The organism is Kitasatospora sp. NPDC059795, from assembly GCF_042732175.1.
Classification (GTDB): domain Bacteria; phylum Actinomycetota; class Actinomycetes; order Streptomycetales; family Streptomycetaceae; genus Kitasatospora.
This window is the reverse complement of the sequence record NZ_JBHWID010000027.1, coordinates 19,987-43,066: the sequence shown is the minus strand read 5'-3', so window position 1 is coordinate 43,066 and position 23,080 is coordinate 19,987. Positions and strand designations below refer to the sequence as shown.

General features: G+C 73.8%; 26 protein-coding genes and 1 pseudogene. 16 read left to right on the top strand and 11 right to left on the bottom strand.

From position 1 onward, the window contains the following. Positions 1 to 359: 359 nt before the first annotated feature. The gene (locus tag ACFV4P_RS33475; RefSeq protein WP_380477261.1) at positions 360 to 1,250 is read left to right on the top strand and encodes a hypothetical protein; all 891 of its coding nucleotides are present in this window, start codon (positions 360 to 362) and stop codon (positions 1,248 to 1,250) included. A 4-nt stretch (positions 1,251 to 1,254) separates the two neighbouring features. On the opposite strand, the gene ACFV4P_RS33470 is transcribed toward ACFV4P_RS33475, so the two are convergent. Further along, positions 1,255 to 2,721 carry a DUF2252 domain-containing protein gene (locus tag ACFV4P_RS33470; protein ID WP_380477260.1) on the bottom strand — a complete coding sequence of 489 codons (1,467 nt, stop codon included), beginning with the start codon at positions 2,719 to 2,721 and terminating at the stop codon, positions 1,255 to 1,257. Positions 2,722 to 2,828: 107 nt separating this feature from the next. Here ACFV4P_RS33470 and ACFV4P_RS33465 point away from each other — a divergent pair, with 107 nt between their 5' ends. Then, positions 2,829 to 3,230, top strand: a complete 402-nt coding sequence (locus ACFV4P_RS33465; RefSeq protein WP_073819377.1) for a pyridoxamine 5'-phosphate oxidase family protein — start codon at positions 2,829 to 2,831, stop codon at positions 3,228 to 3,230. A gap of 36 nt (positions 3,231 to 3,266) precedes the next feature. Here ACFV4P_RS33465 and ACFV4P_RS33460 read toward each other — a convergent pair whose 3' ends face one another. Together ACFV4P_RS33460 and ACFV4P_RS33455 are read right to left on the bottom strand one after the other, a co-directional pair. Continuing rightward, positions 3,267 to 4,043, bottom strand: a complete 777-nt coding sequence (locus ACFV4P_RS33460) for a methyltransferase domain-containing protein (protein ID WP_073819376.1) — start codon at positions 4,041 to 4,043, stop codon at positions 3,267 to 3,269. Between the two features lie 129 nt (positions 4,044 to 4,172). Then, positions 4,173 to 4,703, bottom strand: coding sequence for a 2'-5' RNA ligase family protein (locus ACFV4P_RS33455; protein WP_380477259.1), 531 nt, complete (start codon positions 4,701 to 4,703; stop codon positions 4,173 to 4,175). A gap of 95 nt (positions 4,704 to 4,798) precedes the next feature. Here ACFV4P_RS33455 and ACFV4P_RS33450 point away from each other — a divergent pair, with 95 nt between their 5' ends. Together ACFV4P_RS33450 and ACFV4P_RS33445 are read left to right on the top strand one after the other, a co-directional pair. Continuing rightward, positions 4,799 to 5,308 carry a DUF2809 domain-containing protein gene (locus tag ACFV4P_RS33450; RefSeq protein WP_380477258.1) on the top strand — a complete coding sequence of 170 codons (510 nt, stop codon included), beginning with the start codon at positions 4,799 to 4,801 and terminating at the stop codon, positions 5,306 to 5,308. A gap of 136 nt (positions 5,309 to 5,444) precedes the next feature. Next, complete coding sequence (locus tag ACFV4P_RS33445; RefSeq protein ID WP_380477257.1) at positions 5,445 to 6,542, top strand: chemotaxis protein; 1,098 nt, start codon at positions 5,445 to 5,447, stop codon at positions 6,540 to 6,542. 137 nt (positions 6,543 to 6,679) lie between these two features. On the opposite strand, the gene ACFV4P_RS33440 is transcribed toward ACFV4P_RS33445, so the two are convergent. From ACFV4P_RS33440 to ACFV4P_RS33430, 3 genes are all read right to left on the bottom strand, one after another. Continuing rightward, positions 6,680 to 7,411: a VIT family protein gene (locus ACFV4P_RS33440; protein WP_380477256.1), complete on the bottom strand. Its 732-nt coding sequence runs from the start codon at positions 7,409 to 7,411 to the stop codon at positions 6,680 to 6,682. Between the two features lie 108 nt (positions 7,412 to 7,519). Further along, positions 7,520 to 8,149 (bottom strand): Clp protease N-terminal domain-containing protein, encoded by a 630-nt coding sequence (locus ACFV4P_RS33435; protein ID WP_380477255.1) that lies wholly within the window; start codon positions 8,147 to 8,149, stop codon positions 7,520 to 7,522. A gap of 94 nt (positions 8,150 to 8,243) precedes the next feature. Further along, positions 8,244 to 8,822 (bottom strand): EF-hand domain-containing protein, encoded by a 579-nt coding sequence (locus ACFV4P_RS33430; protein ID WP_380477254.1) that lies wholly within the window; start codon positions 8,820 to 8,822, stop codon positions 8,244 to 8,246. Between the two features lie 161 nt (positions 8,823 to 8,983). On the opposite strand from ACFV4P_RS33430, the gene ACFV4P_RS33425 reads away from it, so the two are divergent. Further along, positions 8,984 to 9,442 carry a MarR family winged helix-turn-helix transcriptional regulator gene (locus ACFV4P_RS33425; protein WP_380477253.1) on the top strand — a complete coding sequence of 153 codons (459 nt, stop codon included), beginning with the start codon at positions 8,984 to 8,986 and terminating at the stop codon, positions 9,440 to 9,442. Positions 9,443 to 9,518: 76 nt separating this feature from the next. Next, positions 9,519 to 10,586 (top strand): protein kinase family protein, encoded by a 1,068-nt coding sequence (locus ACFV4P_RS33420; protein ID WP_380477252.1) that lies wholly within the window; start codon positions 9,519 to 9,521, stop codon positions 10,584 to 10,586. Here ACFV4P_RS33420 and ACFV4P_RS33415 read toward each other — a convergent pair. Beyond that, positions 10,576 to 11,247, bottom strand: coding sequence for a transglycosylase SLT domain-containing protein (locus tag ACFV4P_RS33415; RefSeq protein WP_380477251.1), 672 nt, complete (start codon positions 11,245 to 11,247; stop codon positions 10,576 to 10,578). The genes ACFV4P_RS33420 and ACFV4P_RS33415 overlap by 11 nt on opposite strands. A 571-nt stretch (positions 11,248 to 11,818) precedes the next feature. On the opposite strand from ACFV4P_RS33415, the gene ACFV4P_RS33410 reads away from it, so the two are divergent. Next, complete coding sequence (locus tag ACFV4P_RS33410) at positions 11,819 to 12,181, top strand: DUF6542 domain-containing protein (protein WP_073819355.1); 363 nt, start codon at positions 11,819 to 11,821, stop codon at positions 12,179 to 12,181. Further along, the gene (locus tag ACFV4P_RS33405) at positions 12,174 to 13,736 is read left to right on the top strand and encodes an LCP family protein (protein ID WP_380477250.1); all 1,563 of its coding nucleotides are present in this window, start codon (positions 12,174 to 12,176) and stop codon (positions 13,734 to 13,736) included. The genes ACFV4P_RS33410 and ACFV4P_RS33405 overlap by 8 nt, the downstream gene beginning before the upstream one ends. Before the next feature lie 150 nt (positions 13,737 to 13,886). Here the strand turns inward: ACFV4P_RS33405 and ACFV4P_RS33400 are convergent, their stop codons facing one another. After that, complete coding sequence (locus tag ACFV4P_RS33400) at positions 13,887 to 14,819, bottom strand: M56 family metallopeptidase (RefSeq protein WP_380477249.1); 933 nt, start codon at positions 14,817 to 14,819, stop codon at positions 13,887 to 13,889. 2 nt (positions 14,820 to 14,821) lie between these two features. Continuing rightward, positions 14,822 to 15,271: a BlaI/MecI/CopY family transcriptional regulator gene (locus ACFV4P_RS33395; protein ID WP_073819349.1), complete on the bottom strand. Its 450-nt coding sequence runs from the start codon at positions 15,269 to 15,271 to the stop codon at positions 14,822 to 14,824. Positions 15,272 to 15,483: 212 nt separating this feature from the next. Between ACFV4P_RS33395 and ACFV4P_RS33390 the strand changes: the two genes are divergently transcribed. The 3 genes from ACFV4P_RS33390 (at position 15,484) to ACFV4P_RS33380 (ending at position 17,708) form a co-directional block, all read left to right on the top strand. Continuing rightward, on the top strand, positions 15,484 to 16,563 hold the full coding sequence (locus ACFV4P_RS33390; protein ID WP_380477248.1) for a glycoside hydrolase domain-containing protein: 1,080 nt from the start codon (positions 15,484 to 15,486) through the stop codon (positions 16,561 to 16,563). A gap of 67 nt (positions 16,564 to 16,630) precedes the next feature. After that, complete coding sequence (locus tag ACFV4P_RS33385) at positions 16,631 to 17,317, top strand: class I SAM-dependent methyltransferase (RefSeq protein WP_380477247.1); 687 nt, start codon at positions 16,631 to 16,633, stop codon at positions 17,315 to 17,317. Positions 17,318 to 17,420: 103 nt separating this feature from the next. Continuing rightward, complete coding sequence (locus ACFV4P_RS33380; RefSeq protein ID WP_380477246.1) at positions 17,421 to 17,708, top strand: hypothetical protein; 288 nt, start codon at positions 17,421 to 17,423, stop codon at positions 17,706 to 17,708. Between the two features lie 37 nt (positions 17,709 to 17,745). Here ACFV4P_RS33380 and ACFV4P_RS33375 read toward each other — a convergent pair whose 3' ends face one another. Further along, a complete protein-coding gene (locus ACFV4P_RS33375; protein WP_380477245.1) occupies positions 17,746 to 19,518 on the bottom strand; it encodes an alkaline phosphatase family protein in 1,773 nt (590 codons plus the stop codon). Positions 19,519 to 20,093: 575 nt separating this feature from the next. Between ACFV4P_RS33375 and ACFV4P_RS33370 the strand changes: the two genes are divergently transcribed. The 3 genes from ACFV4P_RS33370 to ACFV4P_RS33360 all read left to right on the top strand — a co-directional run bounded on the left by ACFV4P_RS33370 (position 20,094) and on the right by ACFV4P_RS33360 (position 21,020). After that, positions 20,094 to 20,387 (top strand): hypothetical protein, encoded by a 294-nt coding sequence (locus tag ACFV4P_RS33370; RefSeq protein WP_380477244.1) that lies wholly within the window; start codon positions 20,094 to 20,096, stop codon positions 20,385 to 20,387. A gap of 163 nt (positions 20,388 to 20,550) precedes the next feature. Continuing rightward, positions 20,551 to 20,712, top strand: coding sequence for a hypothetical protein (locus ACFV4P_RS33365; protein ID WP_380477243.1), 162 nt, complete (start codon positions 20,551 to 20,553; stop codon positions 20,710 to 20,712). Next, on the top strand, positions 20,709 to 21,020 hold the full coding sequence (locus ACFV4P_RS33360; RefSeq protein WP_380477242.1) for a hypothetical protein: 312 nt from the start codon (positions 20,709 to 20,711) through the stop codon (positions 21,018 to 21,020). The genes ACFV4P_RS33365 and ACFV4P_RS33360 overlap by 4 nt, the downstream gene beginning before the upstream one ends. Positions 21,021 to 21,187: 167 nt before the next feature. Here the strand turns inward: ACFV4P_RS33360 and ACFV4P_RS33355 are convergent, their stop codons facing one another. Continuing rightward, positions 21,188 to 21,580 carry an NTP pyrophosphohydrolase gene (locus ACFV4P_RS33355; protein WP_380477283.1) on the bottom strand — a complete coding sequence of 131 codons (393 nt, stop codon included), beginning with the start codon at positions 21,578 to 21,580 and terminating at the stop codon, positions 21,188 to 21,190. Between the two features lie 181 nt (positions 21,581 to 21,761). On the opposite strand from ACFV4P_RS33355, the gene ACFV4P_RS33350 reads away from it, so the two are divergent. After that, positions 21,762 to 22,559 carry an MHYT domain-containing protein gene (locus ACFV4P_RS33350; RefSeq protein ID WP_380477241.1) on the top strand — a complete coding sequence of 266 codons (798 nt, stop codon included), beginning with the start codon at positions 21,762 to 21,764 and terminating at the stop codon, positions 22,557 to 22,559. Between the two features lie 83 nt (positions 22,560 to 22,642). Then, positions 22,643 to 22,960 (top strand): annotated as a pseudogene (locus ACFV4P_RS33345) (DJ-1/PfpI family protein); the annotation flags it as partial. Positions 22,961 to 23,080 lie beyond the last annotated feature (120 nt).

Sequence of the window (23,080 nt, the reverse complement as noted above, 5' to 3'; positions counted from 1 at the left end):
TGCGCAAGTCCCGCACCAGGCGGGCCACGTAGACCCCGCGCCCGTCGATCGGCTGCCACCAGCAGTGATCTGTGTGGATACCGGCGTGCACCAGGACCTCGGCGCCGGGCTCTGCACCCGCCCGCAGCGCCCCGACCCCGTGCCCGGCCTGCCACGCGCCCGGCAGGCGCCCGGCAGGCGGCCGGCGCCCGCGCAACGCCGACCGGACGCGGTGGCATTCGACATCGTCGTGCCGGTACGGCTTCACCTCGGGTCCGTCGGCAAACTCCCCGGTCGCCCTCATCGGACCCGCCACGGCCGACTCCCGATCCCCGAAATGCCGTGGCGGCACGGCAGTTGAGGCCCCTACGCTGCACGTCGTGAACAACGGGGTGGAAGCGCGCGAACTGTACGAATCACTGATGGAGTGCGAGGGCGAGCCGTCGACCCGCAACGCGCTCGACCGCTGGCTGGAGCGCGCCGGCGGCGGCTACCGCAGCACCCTCGCAAGCGCCGGGGAGTACGCCACCCGGTGGTGGGAAGTCGTGGAGTCCGAGCCCACCGGCCAGTTCCTGGACCGGGAGCTGTACGCGCTGAACCGGGTGAGCGACATCCTGCTGTACGGGTACCAGCCGCCGCGCGCCGACGGCGGCGGCGTACAGCCGTGGCTGGGCCTGCCGGTCGCCGGGTACCGCGCGTTCTTCGCCGACCTCGGCATGACGCCCTTCGACGGCACCGGCCCGTTCGACCCGTTCCTGCACGAGATCGTCGAAGTGGAGCAGGCCGACGACCCGGACGCGCCGATCGAGGTCACCGAGGTGTTCTGGCCCGGCCTGATGCTGGGCCAACTCCTCTACGCCCGCGCGGGAGTGAGGATCCGGGCCGGCCGACGGCACGCCGAGGCCGGGGTCGCCGACCGCTTCCCGCTGTACTGGACGTTCCGCCGCCGCGCCCGCCCGGTCCACGACCGCTCGCACGGCTGGGGCTACAACTCGGGCTGGGGCACCGAGTTCCGCCTCGACTACCGGACCCCGCACGGCGACCGGCTCAACGTCACGGGAGATTGCCCGATCGACGGCAACCCCGCCCTCCCCGCCGAACACCCCCTCAACCTCAGCCCGGAGGAACGCGCCCTCACTCCCGCCGAACGCCGCGACCTGCTCCGCAACCGCACCCTGCTGCGCACCCCCGAAGCCATCGGCGCCCTCGCCGGAACGGACCGCTGGGCGGACGACCTCATCCCGTACGACTGGCGGCTGCCGGAGGCGTGAACGGTCAGGCCGGCGGCTCGCACGGGAGACGGCCGGAGCGGATCGCCGTGAGCAGCGCGGCGTGGTCGGCCTCGGAACGGTCGGCGTAGGCGACGGCGAACGCGGCCAGGGCGTCGTCGAGGCGGTCGTCCTTGCCGCAGTAGCCGGCGAGCAGCGCCGCGTCGGCGGTGTGGGCGTGCGCGCGGGCGAGCAGCGCCGCGGTGAGACGGCCGTAGTCGTCGAGCTGGGCGGGAGTCAGCGAGGCGGGGTCCACACTGCCCTTGCGGTTGCGGAACTGCCGTACCTGGTAAGGGAGTCCGTCGACGGTGGTCCAGCCCATCAGCGGGTCCGACACCACCTGCATGCGCTTCTGCCCGAGCACCACCCGGCGGCCCTCGTGGCCGCCCTCCGCCGGTATCGGGAACCCGGCCCGCACCAGGTGCGGCAGCAGCACCGACGGACGGGCCTCCTTCACCTGGAGCACCAGCGGACCGTCCCGCCGGTCCGTCAGCAGCACCACGTACGAGCGGGTGCCGACACTGCCCGTGCCCACCACCCGGAACGCCACGTCCTGCACCCGGAACCGGTCCAGCAGCGGATGCAGCTCCACCGGCACCGTGTGCCGGTACGACGCCAACGACTCCGCCACCAAGCGGGCCTGACGGTCCGTCACCTCCGCCAGGACCGGTGGCGCCGGAGCGAACCGCCAACCCCCGTCCTCCGTACGGACAGTGGAACGCGCCGCGAACTTCGCGCCGGTGTTGCGCAGCGCCTTCGCCGACACCGCCGCCAGCACCTCGGTCAACTCGTGCGCACCCGCGAACTCCACCAACTGGTGCTCCGCGATGGCATCCCAGGCGTTCCACGCGTCCAGCGCCGGCAGCTTCGCCAACCGCCGCACCGTCCGCCGGTACGTCGCCGCCGCGTCGAACGCCGCCCGACGGCACGCGGCTTCGTCCGCCCCCAGCTGCCGGCCCGCCAGCACCAGGCTCGCCACCAGCCGCTTCAGATCCCACTCCCACGGGCCGGCGACCGTCTCGTCGAAGTCGTTCAGATCCAGCGCCAACCGGCCCCTGGCATCCCCGTACAGGCCGAAGTTGGCCGCGTGCGCGTCCCCGCACACCTGCGCCGCGATGCCGCTGACCGGCGTCGTCGCCAGATCGTGCGCCATCAGACCCGCCGAACCGCGCAGGAACGCGAACGGCGACGCCGCCATCCGCCCCACCCGCAGCGGCACCAGGTGCGACAGCCGGCCCGCGTTCGCCGACTCCACCGCCGCCACCACCTCCGGCCGCGCCGCCGACAGCGCCAACCGGGCATGCGACTCCAACGGCACCCGCTCCCGCAACAGCTTCCCGCGCCGCTTCGGACCCTCCGCCGCCCCCGCGCCGCCGAACCCGTCCACCGCGAACTCCCGCGCGGCGAACGGCAGTCGCCCGCCCTCCCGGACCCCCACCGTCGACACCCCGGACCCCCTCCAACAGCACGCCACACCCGGCAGGGACCGCCCCCACCAGCGGTGACGCTACCCGGCCCGCCGCACACCCCACCGGGCGGGCCCGCGCCGGACCGCCCGAGACCCGGCCGTACCATGCCGACATGGCACACGACATCCACCACCTCGACCCGGCCTACCTCGCGTTCTGGCGCGAGTACCAGCTGTGCACCCTCACCACGCTGCGCCCCGACGGCACCCCGCACGTCGTCCCCGTCGGCTCCACCTTCGACCCCGCCACCGGCATCGCCCGGGTCATCAGCAGCCGGGAGAGCCGCAAGGTCCAGAACGTGCTGGCCGCCGGCGAGGCCGGGCAGCGGGTCGCCATCTGCCAGGTCGACCGGGCCCGTTGGGCCACCCTCGAAGGGCGCGCCGTGATCCGCCAGGACGCCGCGTCCGTCGCCGACGCCGAACGCCGCTACGCCGAGCGCTACCGGCAGCCGCGCGAGAACCCCGAGCGGGTGGTCATCGAGATCACCGTCGACCGGGCCCTCGGCCGCGCCTGAGCCGGCGACCGGGCCTGAGCCGGCGACCGCGCGGCGTCAGGCCCGCGCCGTCACCACGTGGAAGGTGACGGTGGCCAGGAACGGGCCGGTGGCGAGGTGGGCCAGCCAGCGGTCCGCGTCGGCGGGGGAGAGGTAACCGGCCGCGACGGCCCGGCCGGTGACGCGCTGCAGACCGAGCACCCGGTCGGCGGCGCCCACCTCCCGGAAGACCGGCGTGATCGGCTGCACGTCGACCACCTCGAACCCGGCCTCCGCCGCCAACCGGGGCAGCTGACTGCCGATCCGGGCGTTGCGCACCGCATGGTCGGTGACGTACCGGGTGTACGCGGAGGTCAGCGACGGCTCCGGGTGGTCGATCGTCAGCGTGCCCCAGTCCGGCTCGCCCAGCACCAGCAGGCCGCCCGGACGCAGCACCCGGCGCGCCTCGCGCAGCGCCAGCGCCGGATCCGCGACGTGCTGCAGCACCCGGTCGGTCCGGGCCCGGTCACAACTCGCGTCCGGCAGCGGCAGATCGTGCACATCGGCGAGGTGCACCGCCACCTGGAACAGGTGCGCCGTCCGGTCGGTGGCCGCGTCCGCCGCCTCCCGGTCGTGGTCCACCCCGTACACGGTGCCCTCCGCGCCGACCGCCTCGGCCAGCACCGCCAGATCGGTGGCCGGGCCGCACCCCAGGTCCACCACGGTGTGACCGCGCTCGGCGGCCAGCGCCCGGAGCATCATCGCCTTGTAGTCGAGACCCGGATCCGAGACGGCCAGTCGATCCAGGTAGGCGATCGGGTCGGGCGGCACGGTCTCGAACACACGGGAGGTCATGACCGGAAGTCAATCAAACCCGACCGTGCCAGGGAAGCGCCTTTCACCAGGACAAGGGGCGTACGCCGGGGAGGTCAGGGTGTTCGACGGGGAGCGTCGGCGCGCTCCGAGCCTCGGCGGAAGCGGCCCTCAACGGCCCTGCGGCAACGGGACGGTGAGCTGCGTCCCGGAGTCGAACGTGCGCGCCGCGTCCAGGGTTCCCGCCACGTCCGGATGACGGCCGAGCAGTTCGTGGGCCCGCGCGAGACCGGCCGGCTCGACCCGCCGGGTCAAACCCAGATGCGGCATCCAACGGCCCGGCAGGTACAGCGGATTGGCATCCGGAGCGGCGGACAGCACCCGCCACACCTCGCGGTGCAGATCCACCAACTCCGGGCTCGGCACCACGCCCCAGGCCAGCACCCGCCGCCGACTGCGCGCCGCGAACGACAGCAGGCCGGTGAACCGCACCTCCAACGGCAGTGCGCCGGACAGGAGTTCACCGAGCACCGCCTCCTGCTCCGGCCCGATCGCCCCGCACGCCGCCAGCGTCAGGTGCGGCCGGTGCGCCGGGTGCGGATTGTCCGCCAGCGAGTCGACCCCACCGTCGGCCAACTGCCGCCACACCGCCCGCACCGCCCGGTCCAACGCCGGGTCGCAGGTCAACTCGATGGTCCGCATGCCCCCACCCTAGGGGTCCGTCCGGCCGATCCTGCCGGGCGCCCGGAACCCGCCCCGCCCGACACCGTGACCGGGCCGTGTGGTGGGCTGTCCGGATGCGAACCGGTGACCCGCACCAGCCCCCCGCCACAGCACCCCGCCTGACGGAGCGGCGGCCGGAGTCGGCCGGACGGGCCGGGTGGCTGCTCGCCGCCGCGGCCGTCCTGGTACTGGGCCTGGTCGGCCCCGGCCTGCTGCCGCCCGCCGCCGGGGCACTGCTCGGCGGTGCGCTCTACACCGCGCTGCTGCACACCCTGCTGATGGCCGCCGCACCCCGCCTGCGGCCGTGGACCGCCGGCGCCGCCGCACTCGCCGCAAGCTGGGCCGTCGAAGCGTTCCAGCTCACCGGCGTCCCCGAGACGCTCGCCGCCCGCAGCCGGCTGGCCCGGCTCGCCCTCGGCACCACCTTCGACGCCTCCGACCTGCTCGGCTACACCCTCGGCGCACTGGCCGCCACCGCGGCCCACCTCGCCGCCCGCCACCTCGCCCGGCGGGCCGGGAGCAGGCGGGGTGGCGGTCTCGCCCGGCAGGGCGGGAGCAGGCGGCGCGCAGGTGACAGGCGGTAGCCGAACGCGGCGTGTCGGGCGGGCGAGCGCCCCGGCGCACGGCAGGGCAGATGAGTACATTTGGGACATTCGGGAGTAGAACCAGGCTTCGCGCGTCCACGCACAGAAGGCCGAACCGCCTTCGGAAAGGGTCTCCATGCACCCCGCCCTCAGCCCCGCCGTCCTCGCCGAGCTGCGCCGGCCGCGCCCGTACCCGGCGGTGTCGATCCTGATGCCCACGCACCGGCGCGAGCCGGACAACGCCCAGGACCCGGTCCGGCTGCGCAACCTGGTGGCCGAGGCGAAGGAGAAGGTCCAGAACGACCCCGCGGTCGACCGCGCCGTCCGGATCGACGTGCTGGGGCAACTCGACCGGGCCCTCACCGAGGTCGACCTGGTGCACGCCGAGGACGGCCTGGCGATCCTCGCCGCACCCGGCGAGCACCAGGTGTGGTCACTCGGCCGTACCGCCCCCGCCCGGGTGGTCCTCTCCGACACCTTCCTGACCCGCAACCTGGTCGCCGCCCAGATCGCCGAACGCCCGTACTGGGTGCTCGCCATCGCCGCCGACCGGGTGGTGCTGTGGGGCGGCAACCAGGAACGCGTCACCGAGGAGACCGACTACGGCTTCCCGCTGATCCGCGTGTACGACAACCCCGACCCGGAACGCCAGGAGCAGATCGGCGACACCCCCAGCACCTTCCGCGACGAGGAGACCAAGACCTTCCTGCGGGAGGCCGACACCGAGATCGGCAAGGTGCTCGCCGCCGACCCCCGCCCGCTGTACGTGTTCGGCGACGCCCCCGCGCTCGCCCTGCTGGACGCCGTCGGACCGATCGCCAAGGAGTCCACCGCCCAGGTCCCGCACGGCGGCCTCGCCCAGGCGAACGCCGAGACCGTCCGGAAGGTCGTCGAACCCGCCGTCCGCGCCCACGCCGACCAGGAGATCTCCGCCGCACTCGCCCAGCTCGACAAGGCCCGCGGCCGCAAGGCCTTCGCGGCCGGCCTGGACGAGGTGTGGCAGACCGTCGGCGAGGGCCGGACCGCCCTGCTGGTCGTCGAGGAGAACTTCCGCACCACCGTCCGCGACGACGGCGACCACCTGGTGCCCGCCTCCGCCGACGAACCCGGGGCCCGCGAGGACATCGTCGACGAAGTCATCGAACGTGCCCTCGACGCGGGCGCCAAGGTCTCCTTCGTCCCCGACGGCACCCTCTCCGACGCCGGCCGGATCGCCGCCGACCTGCGCTACTGACCGCCCGCCGGGGGCCCGTGCCGCACCCTCGCGGCACGGGCCCCGACGCGTACGCAGCCCGGAGGGCGCGGCCGGTGGACATCAGCCGGTGGACCTGAGCCCGTGGAGCTCGGCCCGTGGAGCTCGGCCTGCGGAGCTCAGCCCGTGGACGCGCCGAGGATCGTGCCGACCGCGTACGTGACGCCCATCGCGATGCCGCCGCCCAGCACGTTGCGCAGCACCGCCCGGCGCGGATCCGCGCCGCCCAGCCGGGCGCTCGCCCAGCCCGTCACCACCAGCGCCGCCAGCACCGCCACCACCGTGATCCACACCCGGTGCGCCGGCGGCGGCAGCACGATCGCCAGCAGCGGCAGCATCGCACCCACCGTGAACGCCGCGAACGAGGCCCACGCGGCATGCCACGGATCGGTCAACTCGTCCGGGTCGATGCCGAGTTCGGTCTCCGCGTGGGCGGCCAGCGCGTCGTGCGCGGTGAGCTGCACCGCCACCTGGTGCGCCAGGTCCGCGTCCAGGCCCTTCGCCTCGTACAGGCCCGCCAGCTCCGCGAGCTCCGCCTCCGGCGTCAGGTGCAGCTCCCGCCGCTCCAGCGCCAGCGCCGCCTGCTCGGCGTCCCGTTGGGTGCTCACCGACACGTACTCGCCCGCCGCCATCGACAGCGAACCCGCCAGCAGGCCCGCCAGGCCCGCCGTCAGCAGCTCCGTCGAGGTGGCGTTCGCACCCGCCACGCCCACCACCAGGCCCGCCGTCGACACCACGCCGTCGTTCGCGCCCAGCACCGCCGCCCGCAGCCAGTTCAACCGGCTGCCCAACGCCCCGCTGTGCGCCTCGCTGTGCTCGATCGGGCCACCCGGCCCCTGAGAAGCGGTCATGCCTCCCAGTCTGCCCGCCGCCGCACGGCAATGGCGGGACGGCGGAGGGCGCGTCGCCGTCCCGGAGGCCGGGCTCGGGCGGAGGATCCGGAGGACCCGGGCGGAGGCTCAGGCCGCGGTCAGGCGGCGGGTCAGCTCGCGGCGCACCTGCTGGGTGGTCAGGCCCAGCACGTGCAGCGCGACCCGGCCCGGGCCCTCGTGGTCCGCGCCCAGCACCGCCAGCAGCAGCCGCTCCGTCAACAGGCCCGCCGGGCTCGACGAGCCGGCCAGCCGGTCGCGCACCCCGGACGCGACCGAGGAGTACGGCGGGAACTCGCCGCGCGGCACCGGGAACTCCCGCCACACATGGCCCTCCCAGGCCTGCGCGAGCGCCGCCTCCCACACCTCCCGCGCGACCCCCAGACCCGCGAGCACCGCCGGCGCCGCGCTGTCCACCGCCGTCAGCGCCAGCAGCAGGTGGACGGTGTTGGTCTCGCGGTGGCCCAGCCGCAGGGCCCGCTGCTGCGCGGCGTCCAGCAGCGCGTCCACCTCGTCCTCCGCCGCCTGGGCCTCCTCGTAGCGGGCCTCGGCCGCCGCGCCCGCCGGGCCCGCCGCGAGGTAGTGCTCCACCAGCCGGTGCCCCAGCTCGGCCAACTCCCGTGCCAGCCGGTGCGCGTGCGCGATCCGCTCGACCTCCCCGGCCCCGGCCGTCTCGGCATCGACCCGGGCCACCCACCCGGCAAGATCCAGATCTGTCATGTCCACCAGGCTGCCCGAGGCCCGCCGCGCCGGTCAAACCGACCTGAGGAACAGTCAACAGCGGCCCCGGAAGGTGCCATTGGGAGATCGGGCGTCAGAGCGTGGTCGGGTCCGGATTGCCCTGCGGGCTGCCGGTCCACCAGTTCCCCGGCGCCTGCGGATCGCTGCTGCTCCAGTACTCCACGATCGCGCCGACGAACTCCTCGGGGGACAGCGCGCCGTCGCCGTCCCGGTCCAGGTGCGCGAACGCGGTGTCCGCGTCGATCCGCCGCAACTGCGGGAAGTGGCCGCGCTGGAACAGGAAGAACTCGTCCGCGTCCACCGCCCCGTTGCCGTCCGCGTCCGCGACCGCCAGAAATGCCCGGGCCAGCCCGCCGAGCACCGCCTCCGCCGCCGCCGGATCGTCCGCCAGCGCCGCCGTCGACTCCAGGAACTGCGCCCGCCCGATCGCCTGCACCCCGGCGGGCAGCCGCGGCAGGTGCACCTCGCGCCAGATCGCCAGATACGCGTCCACGATCCGCTGCTCCTGCGGCGACCCCGACGGGCGGCCCAGCGAACGCGCCACCGAGCGGCCCATCAGCACATGGTCCCGCTCGGTCAGCAGGCCGTCGCCGTCCGCGTCGAGGTGGTCGAAACCGTGACTGATCTTGGCGATGAGCAGGTCCTCGGACATCGGTGTCCCTCCATGGCAAGGAAATTGACGGACAGTCAGCCTAAAGGAGCGGTGTGTGATCGCGACGGGCGCCCGGCGAACAGCGGGCTTGACCTCAAGCGGACTTCAATTTTTAGGCTCGGTCGCACCGAAGTGATCGACACGACCGGGAGGACCCGACCATGGAGTACTCGCACAGCGACGCCGAACTGATCAAGCAGCCCATCGGGTACTGGAGTTGGGCGGCCTCCAAGGCCGTCGTCGCCCGCATCCGGGGCGTGCTCGGCGAAATCGGCCTCACCCAGCCGCAGTGGTGGGTGCTCAACCAGGTCGCCCACGCCGACACTCCGCGCACCCGCGACGAGGTCTCCGCCGTCCTGCGCGGCTACCTCGACACCGGGCAGGCCGGCCTGGACATCGAGATCGACGGCGCGCTCGAACACGGCTGGATCACCCAGGACGCCGACGCCCGGCTCGAACTGACTGACAAGGGAAGGGAGTTCTTCGCCGTGGCGGCCGCCCGGCAGGACGAGCTGCGGGAGGAGCGGCACGCCGGCATCTCCGACGAGGAGTACCTGACCACGATGAAGGTCCTCCAGCGGTTCATCCACAACACCGGCGGACAGGCCTGGCACCACTGACCCCGCCGCCAGGCCCGGCAGGCGCAAGGCCCTTGTACGCTCGACCGGATCGGGGTGCCGGAGGAGGGAGTCGTCGATGGGGCAGGCCGAGGACCGGGGGACCGACGCGCGAATCCGGACCCACCGGCAGGCAGGCGCCGCGCTCGCCCTGCTCGGCGACCGGAAGCTGCGCCAACTCCTGCACACGGAAGGGGAGTCCGGGCCCGTCGGCGTCGGCGGGCGGGCCGGAGCGCTGGAGATCGACGGGACCAGGGTGTTCGTCAAGCGGGTGCCGCTCACCGACCTGGAACTGGAGCCCGCCCAGCTCCGCAGCACCGCCAATCTGTTCGAGCTCCCCGGCTTCTACCAGTACGGCATCGGCTCCGCCGGCTTCGGCGCCTGGCGCGAACTCGCCGCCCACACCCTCACCACCCACTGGGTACTCGACCGTTCCCACCCCGGCTTTCCGTTGATGCACCACTGGCGGGTGCTGCCCGACACCCCGCCGACCGGCTTCATGGACGAATTCGGCGGAGTCGACGGCGCCGTCGCGCACTGGGACGGACACCCGGCCGTGCGCCGCCGGCTGGAGGCCCTCGGCCGGGCCTCGCACAGCCTGGTGCTCTTCCTCGAACACCTCCCGCACACCCTCGCGGACTGGCTGCACCACCACCCCGACCGCACCGGCGCCCCGCACCTGTGGGCCGCCGAGGAACTCGCCCGCGGCGCCCGGTTCATGGAGGGGCGCGGCTTCCTGCACTTCGACGCGCACTTCAGGAACATCCTCACCGACGGCCGGCTGATCGCCTTCGCCGACTTCGGCCTCGCCCTCGGCGCCCGCTTCGACCTCACCCCCGCCGAGCGCCGCTTCGCCGCCGACCACCGCGGCTACGACCGCCACTACACCGCCGCCCACCTGCTCCGGCACCACCTGCCGGCCCCCCGCCGCGACGACACCGACCCCACCGGACACCTGCGCCGCTGGCTCGACGGACACCGCCCCGCCGACGTGCCCCGACCCGTCGCCACCCTGCTCGACCGGCACGCCCCGACCGCCGTCGTCCTGGACGAGTTCCACCGCCGCCTGCTGAGGGAGAGCAAACTGACGCCCTACCCGCGCGCCGAACTGGAGCGCGCCGAACGCCGACCCCGCGTCAGGCCTTGACCAGCTCGCCCGACTTCGTCCAGTTGTCGTGCAGCCGGTCCAGGTACGACCGCGCCTCCGGGCCCGGGTTCGCGCCCCGCGCGAACGCCAGCATGTTGCCCGCGCCCGTGTTGTAGCCGAGCGCCATCAACTCGTTCCGGTTGTACGAACCCGACCACTTCGCGGGCAGCTGCGCCCCCAGGTCGTGCAGGTGCCAGGCGGCCGCCCGCACCGCCAGCGCCGGATCGTCCGGCAGGTCCTCCCAGGGCCGGTCGGCGAACGGCCGGCCCCGGCGGCACTCCTCGTACGCGGCGCGGTGCATGTTGGCGACGCCGAACGAGGCCTCCGGCTTCATCTTCTGCCAGGCCCGCTCGACGTCCGGCCCGTGCGGCTTGTACGACTCGTTGAACAGGATCGCCATCAGCAGCTGCGGGTCGATCCCGGCCTCGGCGGCGTACGTGCGCACCTCCGGGACGAAGTGCGGCGGCGTGTAGTCGCCCGAAGTGCGCGGCGAGGACGAGGAGTCGGGCGCGGGCGAGCCGGAGGCCGGCGCCGAGGCGGCGTCCGCCGGCGGGACCCCGGCCGGAGCCGGGGCGGAGTCGTCGCCGGGCTGGAACGCCCAGATGGCGAGGACCCCCAGGACCACCACCACCCACGGCCATTTCGCGCCGCGTTCCGCCACCGCCGGGCCTCCTTCTGTCCGGGTCCGCTCTCGTCCGGTCGCCGAGCCGCCGCCGACCGGCGGCCGTGTCCTGCCGACGGCCTGCCGCGTTCTGCCAGGTGCCGTCCCGACGGGCGGCCCGCCGTGACGACCTGGGGTGAGCTTACGTACCCTTTCGGGATTTGTATGCTTCGCTCGAACCTCTACACAGGTGTAGAGGAACCGAAGGGCGTCCGGTGCGCGTCTGTCAGGCCGAACCGGCCGGACCACGCGCCGGCGGCGCGGCAGTGGACGAGGGGTGACGATGACGGGGCGAAGGCCAGCGGGCTCGCGCAGCGGAACGCCGCTGTGGCGGGACGAGACCGGGCAGCAGGCGCCGGTGCAGCCCCCCGGACCGGACGGCCGCCCCGTCCCCGGCCCACGCGCCGGACGGCGACCGGAAAGCGCTTCCCGTTCGTCCGAGCGGCAACCGGAAAGCGCTTACCGCGCGCCCGGGCGGCGGGCCCCGGAGCAGCGCCGCCCGGCCGAAGGGCGCCAGGCCGCGCGCCGCACCGACCGGCGCAGGGCGACGGAGGAGGCGGGCCCGAACCGGATGCCCGCCGCGCTGCCCGCGCTCGGCCTGCCGGTGCTCGGGGCGCTCGCCGACGAGATCTTCGGCGGCGGACTCGGCTGGCTGTACGCCGCGTGCGCGGTGCTCGGCGCGGCGATGGCCGCGCTGGTCGCCGGCAGGCGCGGCTGGTGGTGGATCGTCAGCGGCGCGCCCGTGGTGACGCTGACGGTCGCGTGCGCCGTCGACTACCTGGCGCGCGGCGACCGCTACCAGGGCGCCGGACTCGCCACCCAGGGCCTGAAGCTGGTCAGCGGCCAGTTCTGGCCGATGGTCGTCGCCCTCGTCGCGGCGCTGCTCGCCGTAGCCGTCCGTACCCGCCGCACCCGGAAGGCCCACCATGGCTGAGCAGCGCACCCCCCGACGCGGCGGCGCCCGGCTGTCCCGCCCCGCCCCGCTGGTGATCGCCGGCCGCACCGTCGCCTGCGGCGTCTCGCTCGCCGTCCTCGCCGTCAGCGGGTTCGCCTGGTACACCGTCAACGACCTGAACGGCGTCACCCGCTCGCACGCCCTGGACGAGGCGAAGAAGAACGCCCCCAAGCACCTCGACAAGTCGCTCAACATCCTGCTGATCGGCCTCGACAGCCGAAAGGACATGGACGGCAACGACCTGCCCAAGGAGTTCGTCCAGGACGAACTGCACGCCGGCTCCAGCGAGATCGGCGGCTACAACACCAACTCGCTGATCGTGCTGCACATCCCGCCCAGCGGCAAGGTGCAGGCGGTGTCGATCCCGCGCGACGACTGGGTGCAGACGTACGGCGCGGACGGCAAGATGCACAAGGTCAAGGAGGCGTACGGGTTCGCCAAGGACGCCGCCGAGCAGAAACTGCGCGCCAAGGGCGTCAAGGGCGCCGACCTGGAACACCAGAGCCGGGAGGCCGGGCGCTCCGCCACCATCCAGACCGTGCAGAAGCTGCTCGACATCCCGATCGACCACTTCGCCGAGGTCAACCTGCTCGGCTTCTACGACATCGCCAAGGCGCTCCAGCCGATCACCGTCTGCCTGAACAAGCCCGTCAACGACCCGATCGTCTCCCGGGTCACCGACAGCAAGGGCAACGTGATCAAGCCCGGCGGCGGCACCGGCCTGCAACTGCCCGCCGGAGAGAGCCAGTTGAACGCCGCCCAGGCGCTCTCCTTCGTCCGCCAGCGGCACAACCTCACCAACGGCGACCTCGACCGCACCCACCGCCAGCAGGCCTTCATCGCCTCCGTCGAGTACAAGCTCAAGCAGCAGGGCGTGCTGGACGACCTCGGCAAGCTCCAGTCGCTGCTCGACGTGGTCAAGAAGGACGTGGTGATAGACGACGACTGGCAGATCCTCGACTTCGCCCAGCAGGCGCCCAACCTGACCGGCGGGAACGTCGAGTTCAACACCCTGCCGATCGACAAGTTCGCCAACATCGGCGGCCAGGAGGTCAACCAGGTCGACCCGGTCAAGCTGCGGCGCATCGTCAAGCAGCTGTTCGGGCAGGCCGCCCCCGCGGCGCCCGCGCCCGCCGCCAGCACCGACGCGCCCGACGCCGCGCCGCCCGCGAACGCCGCCGACACCACCGTCGACGTGCTGAACGGCTCCCCGGTCACCGGCGCGGCCGGCGACGAGTCCAAGGCACTCGTCGCGCTCGGCTACAAGGCCGGGAGGGCCACCAACTCCGACACCCGCCCCAAGGCCACCACCGTCAAGTACGGCGCCGGGGCCAAGGACGCCGCCGAGCAGATCGCCACCCGCTACGGTGCCACCGCCACCGCCGCGAGCACCGTTCCCGCCGGCCACGTGCAGATCACCCTCGGCACCGAGTACACCGCCCCCGGCGCACCCGCCGCCGACCCCAGCCCCTCCGCGAGCCTCCAGATGCAGGGCCCGCCGGTGAAGGCCGGGGGAGTGCCCTGCGTGGACTGACCGGAAGGAGCACCAACGCACCTGTAGCGATGAGGAGTCGACCGTGCAGCAGGAGCGTCGGCGACCATAGGTCCGGGCCGTCGCGCCGAGACGTCGGAAGGCCCGCCCCGGAGGAATCCGGGGCGGGCCTTCCGACGTTCCGGGCCGGCCCTACCAGGGCGTGGCGGCCTTCACCAGCAGCAGCAGCGCCACCGCCGCGTTCAGCGCGAACACCGCCGAAGCGGCCGTCCCCGCCGCCGCGACCATCGCCGCCAGACCCGCCGGACTCGCCGGCGGCGGCCACGACTCGCGCAGCGCCGGACTGAGCAGGGCCGTCACCCGGCGCGGCACCGGGCCCGGCGCCGCGAACGCGGCGAACGACGGCGCAGGGCCCGCGGAACGCGTCACCAGCGCCGCCCGGGCCACCGCCCGGGCCGTCAGCCGCCGGTCGCCCACCGACCCCGCCGCCTCCTCGTCCGCCCAGCGCTCCGTCGCGTACCCGACCGCCTTCTGCAACGGACGCAGGAACGGGTTCACGCAACTCGCCAACTGCGCGGCCAGCAGGAACCGGTGGTGCCGGTTCGCCAGGTGCGAGCGCTCGTGCGCCAACAGCGCCCGCTGCTCGTCCATGTCCAGGCTGTCCATCATCGCCGTCGACACCACCACCCGGCCCGGCGCACCCGGCACCGCGTACGCGTACGGCTCCGGGTCCGGCAGCACCACCAGGTCCGAATCCAACGGCATCGCCGACAGCGCCCGCAACGCCCGCGCCCGGATCCGCAGATGACGGCGCAACGAGCGCGAACACGCCGTCAACACCGTCACCAGACCGACGACCGCGGCCGTGCCCACCTCCTCGTGGAACGGCACCGCCGTACGGATCTCCGGATCCGACCAGCTGTCCGGCAGCGGGTTGCCCGGAATCTGCGCGGTGCCCACCACGAACAGCAGACCCAGCGCCAACGTGCTGCACACCGCCATCGACACGCCGATCCAGCTCAACAGCCGCACCGCGCTACGGGGATGCAAATGGTGCTCCGCCAGCCGCGCGATCGGCCACGACGTCAACGGCAGCACCAGCGGAAGGAAGACGAAGAACCCCACGATCAGCGCCCGCCAGACCGGCCCGCGCCGTCCTGCGGCGGATCCGTCGCATTCAGCAGCGACCGCAGCAACTGCTCGTCCTCCGGCGTCAACGCCGTCACGAAACTCGCCAGCACCGCGTCCCGGTCCGGCTCGGTGTCCAGCAGACGGCGCATGCGGCGCGCCGTCAGCCCCGCCGCGTCCGACGCCGCCGACCACACGTACGCCCGGCCCGCACGGCTGCGCGACACCACCTGCTTCGCCAGCAGCCGCGACAGGATCGTCATCACCGTGGTGTACGCCAACTCGCCGCCCAGCTGCTCCTGCACCCAGGACGCCGTCACCGGCCCCGGCGCGCCGTGCAGCACCGTGAGCACCTCGGTCGCCAGCTCGCCCTGACCGCGACGCCGACGGCCGCCCTCCTCGCCGTCCCCGGACTCGCCGCTCTCCGGATCGAGGCCCGCCAACTCCATCGGAGACTCCCTCCGCCGCGGCTGCCCCGCGCTCGACTCGGACTGTTCGGACTGTTCACGCCCATCCTAGGGCGCGGGCGGACGGGCCGGCGGGTTGGGAAAGCGTTTACCGGCCATCGGTTACGGTGTGCGCCACGCGGCGATCCCCCCCCGCCGCGACCCCCCACCTCCCGTTCCGCCCTGTTCGGCCCTGTTCCGCCCTGGAGAGACCCGTGTCGCACCGCCGCGCCCGCAGCACCGCCCGCCGCCCCCGCGGACGCCGCGCCGCCCTGCTCTCCGCCGCCGCCGTCCTCGCGATCGGCAGCGGCGCCGCCGTCCTCGCCGCCACCACCGAGCGCCACCACCCCGCCCCGACCGCCGCCGCACCCGCCGCGAGCGCCCCCGCCGGCACGGACACCACGCCCGCCGAGTCGCCCTCACCCTCACCCTCGCCCTCGCCGTCCGCCTCCGCCTCCGGATCGGCCACCCCGTCCACCTCGGCCGCCCCGTCCGCGTCCGGCTCCGCCCCGGCCCCGGCAAGCGCCGCCGTCTCCGCCTCCGCCTCCGCCGCCGCGCCCGCCGCCAAGCCCGGCACCGCACCCGCGACCTTCACCGGACTCGCCTTCGACACCTGCACCGCACCCCCGCTCGCCACCATGAACGCCTGGCGCGGCGCCTCCCCGTACGGCGCCGCCGCCGTCTACATCGGCGGCCGGAACCGCGGCTGCGCCCAACCCCAGCTCACCGCCGGCTGGGTCGGCTCGGTCAGCACCGCCGGCTGGAAGCTCGTCCCGCTGTACGTCGGCGCCCAGCCCCCGTGCCAGACCGGCAACAGCCCCGAGAAGCTCACCGCCGACACCGCCACCGCCCTCGGCAGCAGCGACGGCAACGACGCCGTCGCCAAGGCCGCCGCCCTCGGCATGCGCACCGGCAGCACCCTCTACCTCGACGTCGAGGCCTACGACACCACCGACACCGGCTGCGCCGCCGCCGTCCTCGCCTACACCCGGTCCTGGAACCGGGCCGTGCACAACTCCGGCTACTGGGCCGGGTTCTACGGCTTCGCCTCGTCCAGCGCCGCCGGCATCGCCCGAGCCGCCGGCCAGAACACCCCCGACCTGCCCGACGCCCTCTGGTACGCCCGCTACGACGGCGCCGCCGACACCACCGGCGGCTTCCCGTTCGACGCCGGCCTGTGGACCGGCCACCGCCGCGCCCACCAGTACCAGGTCAACCAGAAGGAGAGCTACGGCGGCGCCTCGCTCACCGTGGACCGCAACGCCTGGGACGCGCCCGTCGCCGTCGTCGGCTGACAGCCCTCGGCGGACGGCCTTCGGGGGCAGGGGAGTTGGCGATTGCGCCGTGCACTAACGTGCCGTCATGACCCCTGACACCACCGACCCCGGCGGCCTGCTGGCCATGCACAGCACCGCCGGGTACGCCGACGCCGCCGAAGCCCTGGTCGAACAGTACGAGAGCGTGAGCTTCGCGGAGGTCCACCGCGAAATGCTCCACCTGTTCCCGACCCGGCCCGCCGCCGTGCTCGACATCGGCGCCGGCAGCGGACGCGACGCCGCCGCGCTCGCCGCCGCCGGGCACCGCGTCACCGCCGCCGAACCCACCGCCGCGATGCGCGAACTCGGCCGCGCCCGGCACGCCCACCACCCCGTCGACTGGGTCGACGACGCCCTCCCGGACCTCCCCGGACTCACCGCCCGCGGCGAGCGGTACGACCTGATCCTGCTCACCGCCGTCTGGATGCACCTCGACCCCGAACAGCGCGCCACCTCGATGGCCACCCTGGCCGGGCTGCTCGCCGAGGGCGGCCGGATCGTCCTCTCGCTGCGCCACGGCCCGGTGCCGGCGGGGCGTCGGATGTTCCCGGTCGAGGCCGCCGAGACCGTCGCGCTGGCCAGGGCGAACGGGCTGGCGCCGCTGCACCTCGCCAGCCGCGAGGACCCGCACGCCCGGGCGGGCGTCAGCTGGACCTACCTCGCGCTGGGGGCCGACGGGTCGTCAGTTCCGCACGCGCGGGGCCTGGCGGACGAGAGTGTGAGCAGGTCGTAAGGTGGAGACGCCCGGCGCCCGGCGGGTCGGCCGCGCGGCGTCGGCACCCACTGACCGGCACGGCCCCTGACGGCCGAGCACCGAGGGAAGGACGACCTGCGCCATGGCAGCTGACATCCGGGTGGAGCCCCTGGGCGACCGCGAATACCTGGTCCAGGTCGAGGAGGGCGCGGCCCAGGCCGCCACCCGGATCCGGGTCACCGACACCGTGTTCGACCGGACCGGGCTCCCGGAGGGCGAGGAGAGCCGGGTGGTGCACGAGACCGTGGCGTTCCTGATCGAGCGTCAGCCGGTGATCGACATTCCTCCGATGATCGACCTGGACGACCTCGCCGACGCCTACGGCGACAGCTACCTGGAGGAGCTGGACCGCCGCCTCGGCGGTCGCTGAGCGCGAGGGGGCGGCCGGCGTTCCGCCGACGGTCGCCTCACCGCTCGATGTCGGGGTGGCCGAGGCCGTTGCGCTGCCCCTTTCGCCGTCGGCGCCGACGGGGGGCCGCGGCGGCCGGTGGGGGGAGCGGTGGTGCGGCGATGTCCGTCCGGACGCCGAGGGCGCCCAGCAGCGAGGTGACCTGAGCCAGGTAGGCGTGGGCTTCCCCGACCGTGCGGAACCGGCCCACCTGCTCGGCGATCCGCTCGCGTTCGGCGGGGTGCATGCGGGCGTCGTGGAGTGCCGCGACCTGAACGAAGCCCCGTAGCGTGGGAGTGAGGGGCCGGTCGGCCGTCTCGGCGGCCGCCGCGAGCCCGACCGGCCGGTCATCACCACAGGTCAGCTCGGGCGGATGCGGAACGGGGAGGGTCAGCGGGGCATCGCGTGGTGTGGCTGCGGACAGCAGGTGGCCGAAGTCGTCGGCTTCGGCATCGCGTGCGGTCAGGCTCGGCAGGCCGTAGAGGCGTTCGACCGTCGCCAGCAGCGATCCGTGGTCGTAGCGGGTGTGGTCGACGAGGTTGCAGTTCCGGTCGTCCGGTCCGCCCGGCCGGACGGCGGGGATCCAGGGCGAGACGACGACAGCCGGGACGCGGACCCCGAGTCGATCGAACCGGAAGCCGTGACGGTTGTTGGCGGGGTCGCAGACGTCGCCGGGCGGGACTGCGGACGGCGGCGCCACGTGGTCGTAGAAGCCGCCGTGCTCGTCGTAGGTGATGACCAGCAGACTCGACTCCCAGTGCGGTGACTGTCGAAGCGACTCGTAGACGTACTTGATCAGGGCCTCGCCGCGGGTCACGTCGTCGATCGGATGCTGGCTGTTGCCGCACTGGAAGCTCCGGCCGTGGGTGAGCTCATGGCCGTAGTTGGGTTCGACGAAGACGTACGCGGCGGAGAAGTCGGGGTTCTGCAGGTCGGTGGCGAGCTCGTCTACGCCGTGGAAGTGGGCCGCCATGACGTACCGGTTCATGCCGGCGAGCGCACCGATCTGCGGCAGGGCATCGCCGTGGTAGACCCGCCAGGCGTACCCCTTGCTGTCGAGCGCGTCATAGATCGTGCCGTTCTCGAACTTGTAGCCGTCGACCTCCGAGCCGACGGTCTCCGCGACGTCCGGGCTCCGGTCCAGCCCGCCGGAGGTCGCCGCGTGCAGGAAGAACCGGTTCGGCCACGTCGGCCCCGGCAGGGCCGAGAACCAGCTGTCGCACACGGCGAACTCGCGGGCGAGCGCGCTGATCACGGGCACCTGGTCGCTGGTGAAACACGCCATCACCGCCCCCAGGTCCCGCAATGCGGCTGCGTTGTTCTCGGCCTTGACCCGGTTGGCGTAGCTGTCGACGAACCCGTTCATGGTGAGCGGGGGACAGCTGCCGGTGCAGTGGCACTTGTCGCCGTGCGGCGTTCCCGTGATCGGTACCGAGGCAAGCTGGAGCTGGACGTCGCAGAACTCGTGCGGCGGGTCGACAGGCATGACCAACGGCGCGCCGGGGCGCACCCGGAAGCCCCGGTTGGTGTCGCTCGTCGACGGCCCGTCGACGGTGGTCCGCAGTCCGGTCACCGCGTCGACTCCGACGCCCGGCCGGAATCCGAGTTCGGCGTCGACTGTGCCGGTGGAGAGGCCGAGCATGTGGTCGAACGAACGGTTCTCCATGACGAGCACGAAGACGTGCTTGATCTTTCCGTCCGGCACCTTCGGACCGCCGAAGAGGCGGCACGGAATCCAGAAGACGTACCGGACGAGATACGCCACCACCGTGAGGACCCCGTAGAGGGCCAAGGCGAATACGCGGCAGACCCGACCGGCCCCCCAGTAAGCCGCATGGCAGAGCCACGAGTACGGCCACCGGTCACCACACCGACGGGAGCCCCGGTCCGCCCACCCGGTACAGGCATGGACGAGCTGCGCGTGCCACCTGTCCCGGGCGCGGACGATCGCGTACCGGACCTCACCGCAGATACTGTCGGACACCTCTTCACCGCTTCCTGGCAACCGGCGCATGCCCGCCGCCACCCCGGCGCGGACCTCGGGCATTCCGGGGCAGGAAAAAGTTCACCCATTCGGCCCTGCACATCCATGTAACCGCCGTTCGGCAGCCTGCTCAACTCCACGACTGTCCGCGCCCACCGGCACACGGCCGGGGTCCGCAGCGGGGGACCCGGTCGACGCGCCCGTCCACCGTGCGCTCGGGCGCTCCCGAGGTGGGGCGGCCACGAGATCCGCCCGGCCGCGCCTGGCCGTCGCCGAACTGACGGACCGTCGGCACGGGTGCGGGTGTATCACCGGAGGGGTGCCCGGAACCACCGGCAATGCGGGATTTGCGTAGATACCGGCAGGTCAAGCAGGCTCTACGCATGAGCACACCCGTGTACCGGGGCCCCGCCCTGCTGCTGGCCGACGGACTGGAGATCCCCGTCCAGGTCGAACTGACCGGAAACGTCCCCGAACTCGGCCTGCCCGGCTGGACCGGCGTGCTGGACAGCGGCGACACCCGGTTCAGCGAAGGCACAGTCCGCAGCGGGCGGCTGCGCCTGCCCGGCGGGTGGGAAGGCGGCTTCGCGGTGATGCGCCGCCTGCTCGGGGTCTCCACCGTCTGGGTGCGGGGCAACGACGTCGAGGCGTCCCCGGCGGACTGGCCGACCGGCTGACGGCGGGTCAACAGGGGGCGCGCGGGCGGCGCGGAGCAGGCGCGGGACGCGCACGGCGCACGCGATGGGTGCGCGGCCGGCGCTTCACGTCCGAGTGGTCCGACGGCGAAGCGCTGTCGCTCACCGGGGTCGGCGCGCTACGGTCTGTGGCTGGAGGTGGCCGATGACCGATCAGCAGACCTGCCCGGGCTGCGCCGGGGCGCGCGGGACGGAGAAGACCGAGCACTCCGTGGAGACCGACGGACAGGGGCGGCAGGAGCCCGTGCGGCGCACCTTCTGGTCGCCGTGCACGGTGTGCGCGGGCCTGGGGGTGGTCCACCGATGAGGCTGGTGTTCGTCTGTCAGAGCTGCGGCTGCCACTACCTGGTGCCGCCCGCGCTGCACTACCCGGACGGCGGCCGGGCCAGCGCCGTCTGGTGCTCGGTCTGCCAGCATGCGGCCGCCCGCCGCGGCACCGCCGAACCCACCGAACTCGCCGCCGTCGCCGTCCTGTTGGCCGTCCGCGCGCTCAAGGCCGCACTCGCCGGCCGGCCCGCCCGCGACCAGCCCCGCGCCGACCGCCGCCCCACCCGCCCGGCCCGGCCCGCTCGCGGCCGCACCCGCCCCACCGGGGCCCGCAGCCGCCTGGCCTGAGCCCGCTGCGCCCGGCCGGTGCCGGTGGGGGCGTCGGTCCCTGGACGACCGTGCCGGTGGCGGGGGACCGGGCGGAACTGCGCCCGGGCGTGCCGCCGGCAGGACGAGGGGCTCGACGTCGCGAACGCGAGGATCGACCCCCGGCGCGTCCGCTCCCCGAAGGGCGATCAGCGGACGGTGCGCGGGCCCAGGGGAGCGGCGCCCAGTGCGACGACCCGCTCGCGCAGGCCGCGGTCGGCGGTGACCACCAGACAGCGCCGCGACGACCCCTCCTCGGCGACCAGCTCGACGATCCGGTCGTCGCCGCTGCCGGCGGCGGACTCCACCCGCACCCCGGGCACCGACTCCACCCCGCGCGCCGCACCCTCCACCACCAGAACCACCGTCAGCGGGCCCGGCAGCTCCGGAAGTCCCGCCCCGGCGACCGCCACCAGCGCGTCCCGCAGCCGCTCCGCCGCGCCGCGCCGGTCGCGCCACCATCCGTCCGGGACCGAACCGACCACGTTCGCGCCGTCCACGATCAGCAGCGGCGGCAACCGGTCGTCGAAGTCGTTCTCCATGGTCGTCAAGACTGCCACGCCGCAAGCGGATCGAACGAAGATGGAGACTCCGTGCGGGCGAGGGAAAGGCAGCGTAAATGGGTAATTCACCGGCAGGTACGGACCAGTAACCACGAGACGGTATTGTCTGTGCGGCAATCTCGCACGACCATTTCGCTTTTTTCGATCGGACCCCCCTCTCATGAACCACGGCACCATGGCCCATCTCGACGGATTCCAGTACGGGTGGGTGAACCCGGTCGTCGCGTACGCCATCGCCTGCATCGGCGCGGCCATCGGACTGCGGTGCACGGCCCGGGCCATGACGCTGCCGCCGAACCGGCGGGCCGGCTGGCTGGCGCTGGCCGCCGGCGCATTCGGGTGCGGAATCTGGTCGATGCACTTCATCGCGATGCTCGGATTCATGGTGGACGCCTCCACCCTGGTGTACGACATTCCGCTGACGCTGCTGAGCCTGCTGGTCGCCGTCGTCGTGGTCGGCCTCGGCATCGGCTGGGTCGGCTACCGGGGCCGCAGCAACGCCACCCTGCTGACCAGCGGCGTGGTGACCGGCTGCGGCGTCGCGGTGATGCACTACCTCGGCATGGCCGCCATGCAGGTCCAGGGCGAGGTCTCCTACGACACCCTGCTGGTCGTCGCCTCCGTGGCGATCGCGATCGCCGCCGCCACCGCCGCGCTCTGGATGACGCTGCACATCAAGGGCCTGACGGCCGCGCTCGGCGCCGCACTGATCGCCGGCGTCGCCGTGGTCGCCATGCACTACACCGGCATGGCCGCCGTCAGCGTCGCCCTGGACGGCCGGGCCGTCGGCGCCGGCGTCCCCGCCTCGCAGTTCGCCCTGCCGATCGCCGTCGGCATCGTCGTGGTGCTCGCCGTGGCCGGCCTGGCGATCGCCTTCTCCCCGCAGGACCCCGAACCCGGCACCGGCCCGGCCGTCGAACCGATCCGCGTCGACCTGTTCGGCCAGGAACGCCGCTGACCGTCCCACGCGCCACCCCCCGCGAGCGCCACCCCCGAACGCTGCCCTCCCCGGGCGGCGTTCGGCGTTTCCGGCCCGCGCGGATGTCCGGATCCGCCAGAAGACCGTCATGGCGGACACCCTGCCGCCCCGCGGAGGACGGGCCCACGCCCACTGCCCGCCGCATTGTGATCGCGGTCCTCCCCGACGTCGACCTGCTCGACGTCACCGGCCCCGCCGAAGTCTTCGCGTCGGCGGATCGGGAGACCGACGGCGGGGCCGGCCACCGGGTGGAACTCGCCGTGCCGCACGCCGGAGCGGTCCGCGCCGTGGCCGGCGTCCGCCTGCTCGCCGACCTGGCGTTCGAGCAGGTGGAAGGGCCGCTCGACACCCTGATCGTGCCCGGCGCCGTCGAACCCGGACCGGACGGCCACCGGGCCCGCACCGACCCCGCGATCGTCGAGTGGGTGCGCGCCACCGCGCCACCGCGCCGTCCGCCCGCCGGGTCGCCTCGGTCTGCGTCGGCGCCCACCTGCCGGCCT